This window comes from Methanobrevibacter sp., from assembly GCF_036307625.1.
In the GTDB taxonomy this organism is placed as follows: domain Archaea; phylum Methanobacteriota; class Methanobacteria; order Methanobacteriales; family Methanobacteriaceae; genus Methanocatella.
The window spans coordinates 40,674-55,925 of record NZ_JAXJXF010000051.1; the positions used below are offsets into that span (position 1 = coordinate 40,674).

The 15,252-nt window shown below is 35.7% G+C and carries 12 protein-coding genes and 5 tRNA genes; 14 read left to right on the plus strand and 3 right to left on the minus strand.

Annotation, left to right across the window (positions count from 1 at the left end):
• Positions 1-9: 9 nt before the first annotated feature.
• Entirely contained in the window at positions 10-1,128 is a 1,119-nt protein-coding gene (sucC, locus tag UIB65_RS03185; RefSeq protein WP_330039682.1) for an ADP-forming succinate--CoA ligase subunit beta, read from the plus strand.
• Between the two features lie 209 nt (positions 1,129-1,337).
• Here the strand turns inward: sucC and twy1 are convergent, their stop codons facing one another.
• Positions 1,338-2,255, minus strand: a complete 918-nt coding sequence (gene twy1 / locus UIB65_RS03190) for a 4-demethylwyosine synthase TYW1 (RefSeq protein ID WP_330039683.1) — start codon at positions 2,253-2,255, stop codon at positions 1,338-1,340.
• 131 nt (positions 2,256-2,386) lie between these two features.
• On the opposite strand from twy1, the gene UIB65_RS03195 reads away from it, so the two are divergent.
• Genes UIB65_RS03195 through UIB65_RS03210 form a run of 4 tightly spaced genes read left to right on the plus strand, consistent with a single transcriptional unit; the run spans position 2,387 to position 6,098 of the window.
• On the plus strand, positions 2,387-3,256 hold the full coding sequence (locus UIB65_RS03195; protein WP_330039684.1) for a hypothetical protein: 870 nt from the start codon (positions 2,387-2,389) through the stop codon (positions 3,254-3,256).
• A gap of 1 nt (position 3,257) precedes the next feature.
• Positions 3,258-4,136 carry a site-specific DNA-methyltransferase gene (locus tag UIB65_RS03200; protein WP_330039685.1) on the plus strand — a complete coding sequence of 293 codons (879 nt, stop codon included), beginning with the start codon at positions 3,258-3,260 and terminating at the stop codon, positions 4,134-4,136.
• A gap of 46 nt (positions 4,137-4,182) precedes the next feature.
• Positions 4,183-4,851 carry a triose-phosphate isomerase gene (gene tpiA, locus UIB65_RS03205; RefSeq protein ID WP_330039686.1) on the plus strand — a complete coding sequence of 223 codons (669 nt, stop codon included), beginning with the start codon at positions 4,183-4,185 and terminating at the stop codon, positions 4,849-4,851.
• A gap of 32 nt (positions 4,852-4,883) precedes the next feature.
• Positions 4,884-6,098, plus strand: coding sequence for a phosphoglycerate kinase (locus UIB65_RS03210; RefSeq protein ID WP_330039687.1), 1,215 nt, complete (start codon positions 4,884-4,886; stop codon positions 6,096-6,098).
• Positions 6,099-6,210: 112 nt separating this feature from the next.
• Here the strand turns inward: UIB65_RS03210 and thiE are convergent, their stop codons facing one another.
• Together thiE and thiM are read right to left on the minus strand one after the other, a co-directional pair.
• Positions 6,211-6,840: a thiamine phosphate synthase gene (thiE, locus tag UIB65_RS03215; RefSeq protein ID WP_330039688.1), complete on the minus strand. Its 630-nt coding sequence runs from the start codon at positions 6,838-6,840 to the stop codon at positions 6,211-6,213.
• Positions 6,837-7,703: a hydroxyethylthiazole kinase gene (gene thiM, locus UIB65_RS03220; protein ID WP_330039689.1), complete on the minus strand. Its 867-nt coding sequence runs from the start codon at positions 7,701-7,703 to the stop codon at positions 6,837-6,839. The genes thiE and thiM overlap by 4 nt, the downstream gene beginning before the upstream one ends.
• Positions 7,704-7,819: 116 nt before the next feature.
• Here thiM and UIB65_RS03225 point away from each other — a divergent pair.
• The 9 genes from UIB65_RS03225 to UIB65_RS03265 form a co-directional block, all read left to right on the plus strand.
• Positions 7,820-7,893: transfer RNA gene (locus tag UIB65_RS03225), tRNA-Thr, on the plus strand.
• A 115-nt stretch (positions 7,894-8,008) separates the two neighbouring features.
• A tRNA-Pro gene (locus UIB65_RS03230) sits at positions 8,009-8,083 on the plus strand.
• Positions 8,084-8,088: 5 nt separating this feature from the next.
• Positions 8,089-8,162: transfer RNA gene (locus tag UIB65_RS03235), tRNA-Tyr, on the plus strand.
• 134 nt (positions 8,163-8,296) lie between these two features.
• Positions 8,297-8,368, plus strand: a tRNA-Asp gene (locus UIB65_RS03240).
• A 30-nt stretch (positions 8,369-8,398) separates the two neighbouring features.
• A tRNA-Lys gene (locus tag UIB65_RS03245) sits at positions 8,399-8,472 on the plus strand.
• 44 nt (positions 8,473-8,516) lie between these two features.
• Complete coding sequence (locus tag UIB65_RS03250; RefSeq protein WP_295113957.1) at positions 8,517-8,750, plus strand: DNA-directed RNA polymerase subunit H; 234 nt, start codon at positions 8,517-8,519, stop codon at positions 8,748-8,750.
• Positions 8,751-8,995: 245 nt separating this feature from the next.
• Complete coding sequence (locus UIB65_RS03255) at positions 8,996-10,540, plus strand: DNA-directed RNA polymerase subunit B'' (protein ID WP_330039690.1); 1,545 nt, start codon at positions 8,996-8,998, stop codon at positions 10,538-10,540.
• A gap of 19 nt (positions 10,541-10,559) precedes the next feature.
• Complete coding sequence (gene rpoB, locus UIB65_RS03260; protein ID WP_330039691.1) at positions 10,560-12,365, plus strand: DNA-directed RNA polymerase subunit B; 1,806 nt, start codon at positions 10,560-10,562, stop codon at positions 12,363-12,365.
• Between the two features lie 25 nt (positions 12,366-12,390).
• On the plus strand, positions 12,391-15,252 hold a 2,862-nt coding region (locus UIB65_RS03265; RefSeq protein WP_330039692.1), incomplete at its 3' end, for a DNA-directed RNA polymerase subunit A'.

Below are 15,252 nucleotides of genomic sequence, written 5' to 3' on the forward strand. Positions count from 1 at the left end.
GGTGTTAATATGAGATTTTTTGAAAATGTAGCAAAACAAGTTTTTAATCTTGAAGGAATTCCAATTTTAGAAGGACATGTGGCATATTCTCCTGAAGAGGCTATGACAATTTCCTCAGAAATGGGAGTTCCTGTTGTTGTAAAGGCACAAGTTTTAACAGGAGGTAGAGGTAAAGCAGGTGGTGTTAAATTTGCAAAAAACCCTGGTGAAGCTTTTAAAGTTGCTGATGAAATTTTAGGAATGGAAATAAAAGGTGAAAAAGTAAAACATCTTTTAATCGAAGAAAAAGCTGAAATTACCAATGAATTTTTCGTAACAGTATCCATTGATAGGGGTGCAAGAAGACCAGTTATTTTAGCAAGTAAAGAAGGTGGGGTTGAAATTGAAAATTTAGCAAAAACAAACCCTGAAAAAATCATTAAATACTATCCAAATCCTTTGATTGAATTTTTACCATATGAAGCACGTGAAATCGCTCGTAAAATGGATGTTCCTTCAGAATTAATCTCTCCAATGGGAGACATGATTTGGAAATTATACAAGGTATTTGAAAAATATGATGCAGACACTGCTGAAATTAACCCATTGATTTCAACACCTGACGGATTAATTGCTGCTGATGCTAAATTGGTTGTTGAAAATGATTCATTATACAGACACCAGGATTTAGTTGAAAGAATGCATTACAAGAAAAAAGCCGTTGATTTTGTACAATTGGATGGAGACATTGCTGTTATCGGTAATGGTGCAGGTTTAACATTAACTGCTATGGATATGATTAAGCTTAACGGTGGAGAACCGGCTACATTTTTAGATATTGGTGGTGGAGCTTCAGAACAAATTATTAATCAGGCTTTAAATATCGTATTGAATTATGAACCGGTCAAAGTGGTTTTCCTAAATGTTTTAGGTGGAATCACTAAAGCTGATGATGTCGCTCGCGGTGTTATTAAGGCATTGGATAATATAGAAAGAGATGTCCACATTGTAATCAGGTTGACTGGAACTAATGAAGAAGAAGGTCAAAGACTTTTAGAGGAAGCAGGCATTTCATATGAAGTTTCAATGGAAAAGGCTGCTCTCAAAGCTGTTGAACTTTGCAAGGAATTAAAGGCTGAAGGTAAATAATTATCTTCACTTTCAAATCATCAAATCTATAATTCCCATTTGAAACAGGAAAATAGATTATTGCATTTAAAAGTTGTTTTGCATGTAAAAAATCAAGGTTGCCATTATGGTTTTTTCTATAATGGTAACTAAACCTATTCTATAGGTGGAGCAATACATTCAATGCGATTTTTAAAGATTTATCTTATTTTTAAAATTTAACGAAATAATTATTTGAGCAATACGACTCGACTAACTTCAGATTCGTTTACTATTTCTCTACCGCATTCATTTCCTATTTTTGTTGCGAAATCTGTAACCTCGTCGAATGTTGGCATATTGTCTAGTGTTAATCTGTCTCTGGATGATCCTACATACATATATGCTTTTACTTCTACAAAATCAGGGTCTGCTTTTTGAATCAGTTTGGCATATTCTTCCGGTTTTTCCATATTTCTTCCCTTAACGCAGGTATTTCTTATACATGTGCGTGAGTTAAAACTTGACAATGTCTCAAGTGATTCATTTAAATTGCTCCAAGCATTATTTATTCTTGGTCTGCATATGTCATTAAATGTTTTCTCATCAGGTGCATCTAAGGAAAGGTATAGTTGATATGGATCGTTTTCCAGATTTCTTAATCTGTCTACGCACTGGCCGTTGCTAACTACAAATGTTGTAAAGTCACGGCGATTGAACTCTCCAATCAATTCATCAATTTTTGGGTAGAGTGTAGGTTCTCCGGCAAGTGAAATGGCTGCATTATTTGGCTTTTTCATTTCTTCCAATTTTTTCTTATTGGCTTTGTCATTTCCATAAAATCCGCATAATAAATTGTTTTGTGCTTTAATAGCTTCGTCAACTATTGTTTTTGGGTCATCGTATTCTTCGTCTTCCCAATTGGTTTGGGTATATGTCAAATCCCTCCAACAGAATTCACATTCCTGTTGGCAATTTGGGACTGATGGAGACATCTGCAAGCATCTGTGGGATTTGATGCCGTAGAATTTTTCTTTATAGCAAACTCCTTTGTCACTTATGCTTTGGCGTGTCCAATGGCAGGTCTTGACTGCAGCATGCCCGTGTTGTCCGACGAATCTATATCCACTTTTTTCTAGTTTTTCTATTTGGCTTTTATTGAATGACATAAAATCAAATTAATGTTTAGTTTTGCTAGTATATACATTTTTCAAATCAAGATAAATTTTACTAATTATGAACAATATTGTAATTTTAAATATTTAAAATATTTATATGTTTAATTATAATATGGTGTATCATGAGATTATGGAATAAAACACAGGAAAAATTATTTTTTATCAATTCCCTTAAGACCTCTTCGCCGGGTCAATTGTTCTATCGTGATGAGGATGGCAACTTTTTGGCTTATTGGCCAAAGTGTTACAGGGGTTTAAAGTCAACATTGCAATCCCGGAATTCATTGATTGGAAAGTTCACTGAAAGATGGGTTAAGAAATTGTTCAATTCAGTAATTGATGATGAAAAATTGTTTGTAGTCAATCAGGCAAGAATTCCGTCTCTGGGCATTACTTCAAGTTCTCCTGCTGACATTGTGATTGCAACTGCGGATAAAAAAGTTTTAAAGGCAAGTGAGGTAAAAGTAATATTTGAGGTAAAGATGTCTATTGTTTGGAATTGGCAATACGATAGGGAAACTCATAACGTTTTTGAAATTGGGGATTTCAGAACCCATCAGGGAAAACCGAGTTTCACCCGTTCGGATTCCATTCTCAAAGCCATAGGCAAATGTATTGATATTCGAGTTTCAAATCTGAAATCTTCTAAAATTCCTCTTATTGTTGTTGGAAATGCACCGCTGTCCAATGGTTTTTGCAAAAAGGCAGACCATTTGAAAAGTGCAGGCATCATTCAGGGATTCTGGTCTTTAAATCCATTCCCATTAAATCATGGAAATACTCGTAAAACCACTTCAAAAGGTGGTTTTGTAAGGTTTAATGATAGTGATGAGCTAAAAAGCAACTTAAATCAATTATTTAATCAGGATTTAAACTTTTTTTCGGGGATGGAAAATCTGGAGGACTTGGGAAGATATATTGAAATTGCGAATATGAAAAATGATTATGAAGAAAAAGGATTGGAATTTTTAAATCTGTTGAAGAGGTCTTAAATTGGTTAGAAAAACACAAACTGCATCTTTCGGGTCTGTTGTAAGGGAATCTCATAGTTCAAAAAAGTTTTATAGCTCAAAATTATTTAAGGATTTTGAAATTCCCAAAAACATTGAATATAGGGAAAATCCTATTGATTCCAAGAATTTAAATAGGGTGTACTGCAAATCCAGTGAAAATATGGATGAAATTCCAGACGACAGTGTTCATCTGATGATTACGTCTCCTCCATATAATGTGGGCAAGGATTATGATGAGGACTTGAGTCTGGATGAGTATCTGGAACTTTTGACTTCCGTATTCGGTCAAACTTATAAAAAACTGGTCACCGGCGGCAGAGCATGCATTAATATTGCCAATATTGGAAGAAAACCATACATTCCTCTACATGCTATGGTGATTGAAATAATGTTGGATTTGGGATTTTTGATGCGTGGAGAGATTATTTGGGACAAATCCGCTAGTGGTGGAGGATCATGTGCATGGGGAAGCTGGATGTCTGCTTCAAATCCTGTACTTAGAGACTATCATGAATACATTTTAATTTTTTCCAAGGGTTCCTATTCCAAAAATAAAAATCAAACTAAACGGGATACTATTGAAAGGGATGATTTTATCAACTGGACAAAAAGTATTTGGACATTTCCAGCGGTCAATGCTAAAAAAATAGGTCATCCTGCACCATTTCCAATTGAATTGCCTCATAGGCTCATTAACCTTTATAGTTATGAAGAAGATGTGGTTTTGGACCCATTTTGTGGCAGTGGCACAACATGCATTGCTGCAATTCAAAATAATCGTAAATATGTTGCTTATGATATTAAAAAGGAATATGTTGATTTGGCCGAAAAGAGAATTTCTAATCAAAAATTTATTTAATAATGTTTTTCAAATATAATTAGTAAAGAGTTATTGTGGGATTATTATGGACACACCAATTGTAATATTAAATTATAAAACTTATTTGGAATCAAGTGGTATAAATGCATTAGAACTTGCACATGACTTGGAAAGTGCTGCAAACGAATCTGGAATTACTATGGTTGCAGCTCCACAAGCGGCTGATATTTATAGGATTAGTGAAGAAACTTCTCTTCCTATTTTTGCACAACATATCGACCCGATATCTCCTGGAGGTCATACCGGATCCAATTTAATCAATACCTTAATTGATTCTGGAGTTAGTGGATCTTTAATAAACCATTCTGAAAAAAGGATGAAATTGGCTGATATTGATGAAGTTGTAAAACTTTGTAAGGCTAATGAAATCGAATCTTGTGTTTGTACCAATAATATTGAAACTTCAAAAGCAGTAGCTACACTTGCACCTGATGCTGTGGCTGTTGAACCTCCGGAATTAATAGGTACAGGCATTCCTGTTTCTCAAGCTCAACCTGAAGTTGTTGAGGATACCGTAAAAGAAGTTAAAGCTATTAATAAGAATATTAAAGTTTTATGCGGTGCAGGAATTACCACTGGTGATGATATGAAAGCTGCAATGGATTTAGGTGCTGATGGTGTATTGCTTGCATCCGGAATTGTTAAGGCTGAAAGTCCTAAAGATGCTTTGCTGGATTTGGTAAGTAAATTATAATAATTCTTAATAAATATTGTCGAGTGAGATAAATGGCGGAATTTAATACAATTGATAATTTTGATGTTGAAAATAAAACAGTGTTGGTTAGGATTGATATTAACTCTCCAGTTGACCCAAGTTCTGGAATCATATTGGATGATACTAGATTAAAATTACATGCACAAACTGTCAAGGAATTATCTAACAAAGGAGCTAAAGTTGTTCTTCTTGCACATCAAAGCCGTCCTGGTAAAAAGGATTTCACAACTTTGTCCCAGCATGCTGAAGCATTATCAGATATTTTAAACTTAAGAGTTAAATATGTTGATTCATTATTTGCCAGTGCTGCAAAAGAAGCTATTAAAGCTCTAAGACCTCATGAAATTTTATTGCTTGAAAATGCACGTTTCTTTTCAGAAGAGTCTCTTTCACGATCTCCTGAAGAACAGTCAAAAACTTTACTTGTAAGGCATTTATCTCCATTAATTGATTATTTTGTCAATGATGCTTTTGCAGCGGCTCACCGGTCTCAGGCATCATTAGTCGGTTTCACTGTCAACACTCCTTCCGCAGCAGGTCGTGTGATGGAAAAGGAATTGACCGTGATTCAGGATGCGCTTGACAATGTGGAGCATCCTTGCGTATTTCTGCTAGGTGGAATGAAACCTGAAGATTCAATTGACGTTATGGAAAATGTATTGAGTAATGGCACTGCAGATTCCATTTTAACTACAGGTATTGTTGGAAACATTGTCCTGTGGGCTGCAGGTGTTGATATCGGTCAGGTTAACAAGGATTTCATCGCAAGCAGAGGATATAGGGACATGGTTGAAAAAGCTGAAGAGTTGATTGACAGATTCGGCGACAAGGTAAAATATCCAATTGATGTTGCATGCGAAATTGATGGAAACCGTGTTGACATCGATTTTGAAGAAATTCCTAATAAAGCTATTTTTGATATAGGTGTTAAGACAATCGCCTATTATGCAAAAGAGATTAGGGATGCTAAATACATTTTTGCAAATGGTCCTGCAGGTGTGTTTGAAGACCCTAACTTTGCAATGGGAACAGAAGATTTAATCAATGCAATGGCAAGTTCAAATGGTTTCTCATTAATTGGTGGTGGCCATATTGCAGCTGCTACTGCGGGTCTTGGTCTTGAAAATCATATGAGTCACTTGAGTAGTGGTGGAGGAGCTTGTATCAGCATGCTTGCCGGTAAAAAGTTGGCGGCTGTCGAAGCTCTCAAAAACTGTAAAAAATAATTTAATTATTTTTTCATATCTTTTTTTTTTAAGATTCTCTCTTTTTAGCCATAATTCCATTTCATATTTTTTTCATTTTATGGAATATAGAATGCAGATGCATCTATACTCTTTAAATGAATTGGTTATTATAAATCTTTAGCAAGTCTTTAGATGATTTTTTAGGATTTTCAGAACTCATTATTGCACTTACGACAGATAATCCTGCTATTCCTGTGTCTGCTAATTCATGAGCATTTTCCAATGTTATTCCTCCAATTGCCACTACAGGAATATTTATGGATTCAACAACATCTTTCAAATCCTGTTTTGTTATTGATGGGGCATCGTCTTTTGTTGCAGTTGGAAAAACTGCTCCTGTTCCGATATAGTCCGCACCATCTTTTTCGGCTTTTTTCGCCTCTTCAATGGTTGCCGCTGAAACTCCCAATATCTTATCGTTTCCGATAAGTTTTCTTGTAACGTCGCATGGCATGTCTGATTGTCCGACATGGACTCCATCAGCATCAATTGCGAGCGCTACATCAACTCTGTCATTGATAATTAAAGGCACATCATATTTTGCTGTAATCTCTTTAACTTTCAATGCTAAATTATAAAAGTCCAGTGTTTCAGCTGTTTTTTCTCTTATTTGAACTACACTGACTCCGCCTTTAATGCCTTCTTCGATTGTATTCAGGAATTTTTCTACATCATCACTGTTGTCTGTGACAAGATATAGGGATAAGTCTATATTATTCATAATATCTCAATATTTGATTCATTAACTAAGCTTTCCGCATTAGTTTTGTAAAGGTAATCTATTAAATAGGTTCTGAATGAACCGGTTCCTTCATCTTTTTCTTCTACTTTAACTCTTGCTTTTTCACCTGCAAGATTCATAGCCAAAATTGCAATCAGTGTCCCTTCAAGAGGTGCTGATCCCCCGATACATGTTCCAACAATTGAGGATAACATGCAACCGCTACCTGTAATCAATGGCATCATGTCATCTCCATTGTCAATTGCTATGGTGGTTGTTCCGTCACTCAATATGTCGATTGGTCCACTTGCCAGAATTGTTGTGCTTAACTTATTTGCAAGTTCTTTTATGATTTCACCGTTTGCAGACAAGTTTTCTTCAGTAATTATGTCATCGATGTTTACGTCAACACCTTTGGCAGTATTGTTTTCATCAATTACTCCAACTAGCTTGGCTATTGACTTGATTTCACTTATGTTTCCGCGTATTGCTGCAATGTCATAATCGTTGATTAAATCCAATGTGGTTTTATTTCTCAATTGGGTTACGCCGACTCCAACGGGGTCAAGAACAATTGGTGTTTTTGTTTCATTTGCCACTTTTGCACTTACATGCATTGAGTTAATTTGCTCTTTGCTTAATTTACCAATGTTTATAACCAATACGTCAGCTATTGTAACGACTTCTGCAAGTTCTTCTGCATCTTCTGCCATAAATGGGGATCCTCCAATTGCAAGAACTGCATTTGCACAATCGTTTATGGTTACAGAATTGGTTATGCAGTGAGTTAATGGGTTTTTTTCTTTGATTTGGGTTAAATTTTTATCAATTTTATTAAGTAAGTCTTTTTTACTATTTGTCATGATTATTAATTATAAATTATATATTATTTATAAATTTTCACAATATCATGACTTTCATAGTAAAGTATTTAAACTACTTTTAACATAAATTACATTGTTCTATAATATGGATGTAAGCCTCGGTGGCTCAGTCTGGTAGAGCGCGAGACTTGTAATCTCGTGGTCGCGGGTTCAATTCCCGTCCGGGGCTTTATAATTTATGTTTCATTTTGATTTTTTTATCATATATTGGGAAATATAGTAACCTTTATATAGTAGAACTCATAGATTATTATTAGTATGCTATCTCATACAGTTTTATGTGTGGGTCCGTAGGGTAGCTTGGTCGATCCTTTGGGCTTTGGGAGCCTGAGACTCCGGTTCAAATCCGGGCGGACCCATTTTTCCCGCCTTAGCTCAATTTGGCAGAGCGTTGGACTGTAGATCCAAATGTTGCTGGTTCAAGTCCGGCAGGCGGGATTTCAATAATTATTTATTTATTGTCATATGTTGTTTTTTAGGAAATATGATGGTTTTTCCGAAACATTTATATATGATGTAATATATAGTAATTGATAGTGTATTATTACACAGCACTGTTTAAGTATTTCTATGCCCTGGTGGTGTAGGGGCTATCATGTGGGCCTGTCGAGCCCGCGACTCGGGTTCAAATCCCGGCCAGGGCGCTTCGAATACTGGATGGTGAATATTTATATAGGCCTGTAGCTCAGTCTGGCAGAGCGCTTGGCTTTTAACCAAGCGGCCGCGGGTTCAATTCCCGTCAGGCCTGTTTCTAATTTTATATTTTAACTTTTCTATCTGGAGGAAAATAATTTGAAAATTGATATTCAAGACCATATGCTTGTACCAACACATGAAATCATGACTGAAGAAGAAATTGCTGATGAATTTAGTGATGTTGAGTATGATTTTAAAAATCTTCCTAAAATTAGATCTGAAGATCCTGTTGTAAAAGCTATTGAAGCGAAACCAGGAGATATTTTAAGAATTACTCGTGAAAGTCAAACTGCTGGTGTGTTTGTTACTTATAGGATAGTAGAAGATTAATTTTAATATAATTTTAGAGTAGTGAAATTTAATATAGTACAATTTCTGTGTTTTTTTGTTTTTTTAGAAATTCATTATAATAAATTTAACTTAGTTTGAGAGGAATTATCTTATAGGAGATAGTTATGAGTAAATTAAGAATAATGATTAAATGAATTAGTTGTTAGGTTTTTACCTAATCTTGTTATTTACTTTTATTTAGTTTATTATTTTTATTGCGTTTACGTAAATGCTGGAGGAAGTCCATGACAGAGAATAATTGGAAATTAGTTGATGCATTTTTCGATAAATATGATTTGGTAGATCACCATATCAAATCATATAATGATTTTGTAAATAATAGGATTCAAAATATCATTGATATTACTGAACCTATTACATTAGATGATGGAAAATACACTTTAAAAACTGGTAAAGTACGTATTGAAAAACCATCTAATAAAGAAGCAGATGGATCAAGCAGTATTATTGATCCTACTGAAGCAAGACTTAGAAATTTAAATTATTCTGCAGATATGTACCTTGAAATGGCATTAAATGAAAAAGGAGAAGATAATCCTTTGGAAGAAGTATACATTGGTGAATTGCCAGTAATGCTTAAATCAGATATTTGCCACCTAAATGGTCTTACTGCTGAAGAATTAATTAAAAAGCATGAGGATCCTCAAGACTTAGGAGGTTACTTTATTGTAAATGGTTCAGAAAGGGCTGTTGTTACAATGGAAGAAATTGCTCCAAACAAAATCATCCTTGAACGTTTGGATGAAGTTGAAGATAGACATGCAAAAGCAGTTGTAACTTCAATTAAAAGTGGTTTCAGAGCTAGAATTACTTTAGAATACAAAAAACCACGTAAAAATGGAGTATTTTTAAGAATTTCTTTCCCATATCTTCCTGGTGAAATTCCATTAGTTATCTTGTTAAGAGCTCTTGGATTAGCTACAGATGAAGAAATCATTACAGCAATCTCTGATGACAATAACTTCCAAATGATGATTGCGGACGATATCCAAGTTTCACTTGAATCCTTAAAATTGGATCAAAATGAAATGGATGGCATGACTCTTGAAGAAAGAAGGGCATATATGCAGGATGCTGCTATTAAATACATAGGTAACAGAGTAGCTAAAAACATGCCAACCGATTACCGTACAAAACGTGCTACCGACGTAATCAATCGTTATTTATTACCTCATATGGGTACTGAACAGGAAAGATGTTATGATAAAGCTATTTATTTAGCTGAAATGACTGAAATGTTACTTGAAGTTATTGAAGAAAAAAGAGAACCTCACGATAAGGACCACTATACTAATAAAAGACTCAGAGTATCTGGAGATTTAATGGAAGATTTATTCAGAGTCGCTTTCACTAACTTAACCAGAGATATGAGTTATCAACTTGAAAGAAGCCTTTCTCGTGGTAAAGAACTTTCAATTAAGCAAGCTGTTCGTAGTGATGTTTTAACTGAAAATATTAAACACGCTATCGCTACCGGTAATTGGGTAGGTGGAAGAGCTGGTGTTAGTCAGTTATTAGACAGAACTAGTTATATGGGTACACTTTCTCACTTGAGACGTGTTGTATCTCCATTGACCAGAAGTCAACCTCACTTTGAAGCAAGAGATTTACATCCAACTCAATTTGGTAAAATATGTCCAAACGAAACTCCTGAGGGACCTAACTGTGGTTTGGTAAAGAATTTAGCTTTAATGTGTAATATTTCTGAAGGTTCTGATGAACAAGAAATTATAGATGTTATTGAAAGTATGGATGTATTGATTGATTAAGCTATTAGGAGGGAATTTTTTGCAAAAGTGTAAAATTTACATAAATGGTGAACTTCTCGGTGCTTGTGAAAATCCGGTTGAGTTTACTCAAGAAATGAGAGAAAAAAGAAGAAACGGCGAAATCTCTCATGAGATGAATATTACCTATTATGAAGATAATAATGAAATTTATATATTTAATGATCCTGGTAGAGCAAGAAGACCATTAATCATTGTTAAAGATGGTGTTCCTCTTTTAAAAGAAGATCATTTAAATAAAGTTGCTAACGGAAAATTAAAATGGGATGATTTAATAGACAATGGTCTTATTGAATACTTGGATGCTGAAGAAGAAGAAAATTCATACATTGCAATGTCTTTAGCAGATTTAAGCGAAGAGCACACTCACTTGGAAATCGACCCCGCTACAATGCTTGGTATCTGTGCTGGAATTATTCCATTCTCTGATCATAACTCCTCTCCAAGGAATACAATGGAAGCGGGAATGACAAAACAGGCTTTAGGTTTGTATGTATCTAACTATGCATTACGTACTGACACCAGAGCTCACTTGTTACATCATCCTCAAACTCCTATTGTAAAAACACGTATTATTGATTCAACTAATTATGACTTAAGACCATCCGGTCAAAACTTTGTTGTGGCTTTAATGTCCTATGAAGGATATAACATGGAAGACGCAATGGTTATTAACAAAGGAGCTCTTGAAAGAGGTTTAGCTAGATCTTCTTTCTTCAGGGCTTATGATACTTCAGAAAAAAGATATGCTGGTGGACAGGTAGACAAATTTGAAGTACCTGATAAAAACATCAAAGGATACAGGTCTGAAGAAGCTTACAGAAACCTGGACAATGACGGTGTAGTTAATCCGGAATCCGTTGTGAAATCCGGTGATGTATTGATAGGTAAAACTTCACCACCAAGATTTTTGGAAGAAGACTTCGGTAATGTTGCTGATAGAAGAAGAGAAACTTCCGTAACTGTAAGACATGGTGAAAAAGGTATTGTTGATGCAGTTCTTTTATCAGAAACTGTTGAAGGTTCAAGATTAGCAAAAATTAGAGTAAGGGATACAAGACAACCTGAATTTGGTGATAAATTCGCATCAAGGCACGGTCAGAAAGGGGTTGTCGGTTTAATCTTGTCCCCTGAAGACATTCCATTCACTGAATTTGGTGTAGTTCCTGATTTGATAGTTAACCCTCACGCGATTCCGTCCAGGATGTCCATTGGACAGGTGCTTGAGATGGTTGCTGGTAAAGCAGGATGTCTTGAAGGTGAAAGAGTTGACGCAACTCCATTCAACCAAGCCCTTGAAGATGAAATCAAACAGCAACTCCTCAATAACGGATTTGAATCTGCAGGATGTGAATCATTATACAGCGGTGTAACCGGTGAAAGATTGGATGCAGAAATTTTCGTTGGTGTTGCATATTACCAAAAATTACACCACATGACTACTGATAAAGTTTATGCTCGTTCCAGAGGTCCAGTACAAGTGCTTACACGTCAACCTACTGAAGGTAGAGCACGTGAAGGTGGTTTAAGATTTGGAGAAATGGAAAGGGATTGTCTTATTGCACATGGTGCAGCGTTAACCTTAAAAGAAAGACTTTTAGATGAATCAGACAAGTATGAAGCTATTGTCTGTGAAAACTGTGGTATGCTTGCAGTATTCGATAAAAATAAAAATAAGAAATACTGTCCAATATGTGGAGATGTGGAAACATACCCTGTTGAAATTTCATATGCATTTAAATTATTATTAGATGAACTTAAGAGTTTATGTATTTTCCCTAAATTAGTTTTAGGAGACAAAGCATAATTAAATTGATATAAGGAGCCAACACATGAACGGTTATATTAAAAAAATTGAACAAATAAATTTTGGGCTAATGTCTCCTGATGACATTCGTGAAATGTCTGTTGTTACTGTTGAAACTCCGGATACCTATGAGGATGATGGTTTCCCTATTGAAAAAGGTTTGATGGATCCTCGTTTAGGTGTTATCGATCCAAGTTTAGTTTGTAGAACTTGCGGTTTCAGAGGTGGAGACTGTCAAGGACACTTCGGAAGTATCGAACTTGCAAGACCTGTTATTCACATTGGTTTTGGTGATGTAATTCATAAGATTTTACGTTCAACCTGTAACAGTTGCGGTCGTGTTCTCTTATCTCCTAGTGAATTAGAGGAATACACTAAAAAAATAACTGAAGCATTGGAAAACAGAGAAAGCATTTCAGACATTTTGAAAAAATTACAAAACGATACCAAAAAAGTCGAATTGCCTGAAGCTAAACAGAATGACATTGTCGAAAAAATCATGAAAGAGGTCTATCCTGAAGGGGAAGACAATTACGATGATGCTGATAGGGAAGACATATTGTTGAATATCTTGGACCAGCTTTATGCTGAAGCATACATGGAAAGAGATGAAACCGAGGAAAAACCTCAATTCAAATACATAGACCCTAAAAATCTCTGTCCTCACTGTAAGAAAAATCAATCATTAGCAGACATTGAAGCAAGCTACGATTTGATTGAAGCTAAAAATGCTGATGAATTGAGCCAAATACGTGAAAAAGTCGTAACCGAAATTGAAGAGGAACTCGAGAAAAAAATTAACAAAATCGATAACAAGATTCAAAAGCTCGAAGAAGCCGATGAAGTTGATGCAGATGCAATTGCTGAGTTAGAAGAGGAAAAAGCTGATGCCATTGCTGAATCTGAAGAAAAATTCGATGGAAAAGTATTCAGAGAAGTTAAAAGAAAAACTGCAGATTTTGTTAAACAATACTTACAAGAGTTAATCCAGGAACCAATTGTTTTGGACAAACCTGTTACCATCCGTCAGGGAGACTACAAGTTAACAGCATCCGAAGTGCGTGAAAGACTTGAAAACATCACTGACGAAGATTCCTTTGTTTTAGGTGTAAATCCTGAAGTTGCAAGACCTGAATGGTTAGTATTAACAGTATTGCCTGTTCCTCCTGTAACTGTAAGGCCATCAATTACATTGGATACTGGTGAAAGGTCTGAAGATGACTTGACTCACAAGCTTGTAGATATCTTACGTATCAATCAAAGATTATTAGAAAATATGGAAGCTGGTGCTCCACAATTGATTGTTGAGGACTTATGGGAATTATTACAATATCACGTTACTACTTACTTTGATAATGAAGCTAGTGGTGTTCCACCTGCAAGACACAGGTCCGGAAGACCTCTTAAAACCTTGACCCAAAGGTTAAAAGGAAAAGAAGGACGTTTCAGATCCAACCTTTCAGGTAAACGTGTAAACTTCTCTGCACGTACCGTAATTTCACCTGACCCTAACATCAGTATCAACGAGGTCGGTGTTCCTGAAATGATTGCAAAAGAAGTAACTGTGCCTGTATATGTAAACGAATGGAACATGGATGAAATGAAAAGATACATCATGAATGGTCCTGAAGTTCACCCTGGTGCAAATTATGTAATCAGAAAGGATGGAAGAAAAATCAGAGTGCGTTCTGAAGAAACCAAAGAGTTAATTTTAGAACAGCTGGAACCTGGTTTCATTATTGAAAGACATCTTAAAGATGGGGACATGGTTTTATTCAACCGTCAACCTTCTTTACACAGAATGAGTATGATGGCACACGAAGTGAGAGTGCTTCCATACAAAACTTTCAGATTAAACTTATGCGTATGTCCTCCATACAATGCTGACTTTGACGGAGACGAAATGAACATGCACGTATTCCAGACTGACGAATCCCGTGCGGAAGCAAAATCATTAATGCGTGTACAGGAACACATTTTATCTCCAAGGTTCGGAGGACCTATTATTGGTGCAATTCACGACCACATTTCCGGAGCTTACCTTTTAACCAGAGATGGTGTCGAATTCACTGAAGAAGAAGCTTTACAAATTATCCGTAAATCTCACTTGAAAATACCTGAATTCAAATCCGGCCAATGGATTTTAAAATATGATCCGGATTACAGTGAAGAATCATTTATTTTCAAGGATAAAGGAGATAAATGGACTGGTAAAGAGTTATTCTCATTATTATTACCAAATGACTTAAACTTATCTTACAGTGCTGAGATTTCCAAATGTCCTGTAGTATACCCTGAAACCGATGCAAGCGTTGTAATCAAAAACGGTATTCTTGTGCAAGGTGTAATCGATGAATCCGCTTACGGTTCATTTTCAGGTAAAATCTTGGACAAAATTGTTAAGGAATATGGTCCTGGAAGAGCTAAGGAGTTCTTAGACAGATCCACTGACCTTGCTATCTGTGGAATCATGAAAACCGGAATTACCACCTCATTGAATGATGAGGAAATTCCTTCCGAAGCTCAAGACCGTATTAATGAGCACTTGGACAATAAGATGGCTGAAGTAGATAAACTTGTAGAATCTTATGAAGAAGGATATCTCCAAGCTTTACCTGGTAGAAGTCTGGAAGAGACTTTAGAGATGAAAATCATGCAAGTTCTCGGGGAAGCTAGGGACATGTCCGGTCAAATTGCAGAAAACTACCTTACCATGGGTAAACAATCTGACGATGACCCTTATGAACATGTAATGGCTGTTGAAAACCACTCTGTAGTAATGGCACGTACTGGAGCTTGGGCATCCATGTTGAACCTTACTCAGATTACTGCTTGTGTAGGACAACAAGCGGTTAGGGGTGGACGTATCGTAAGGGGATACTTGAAC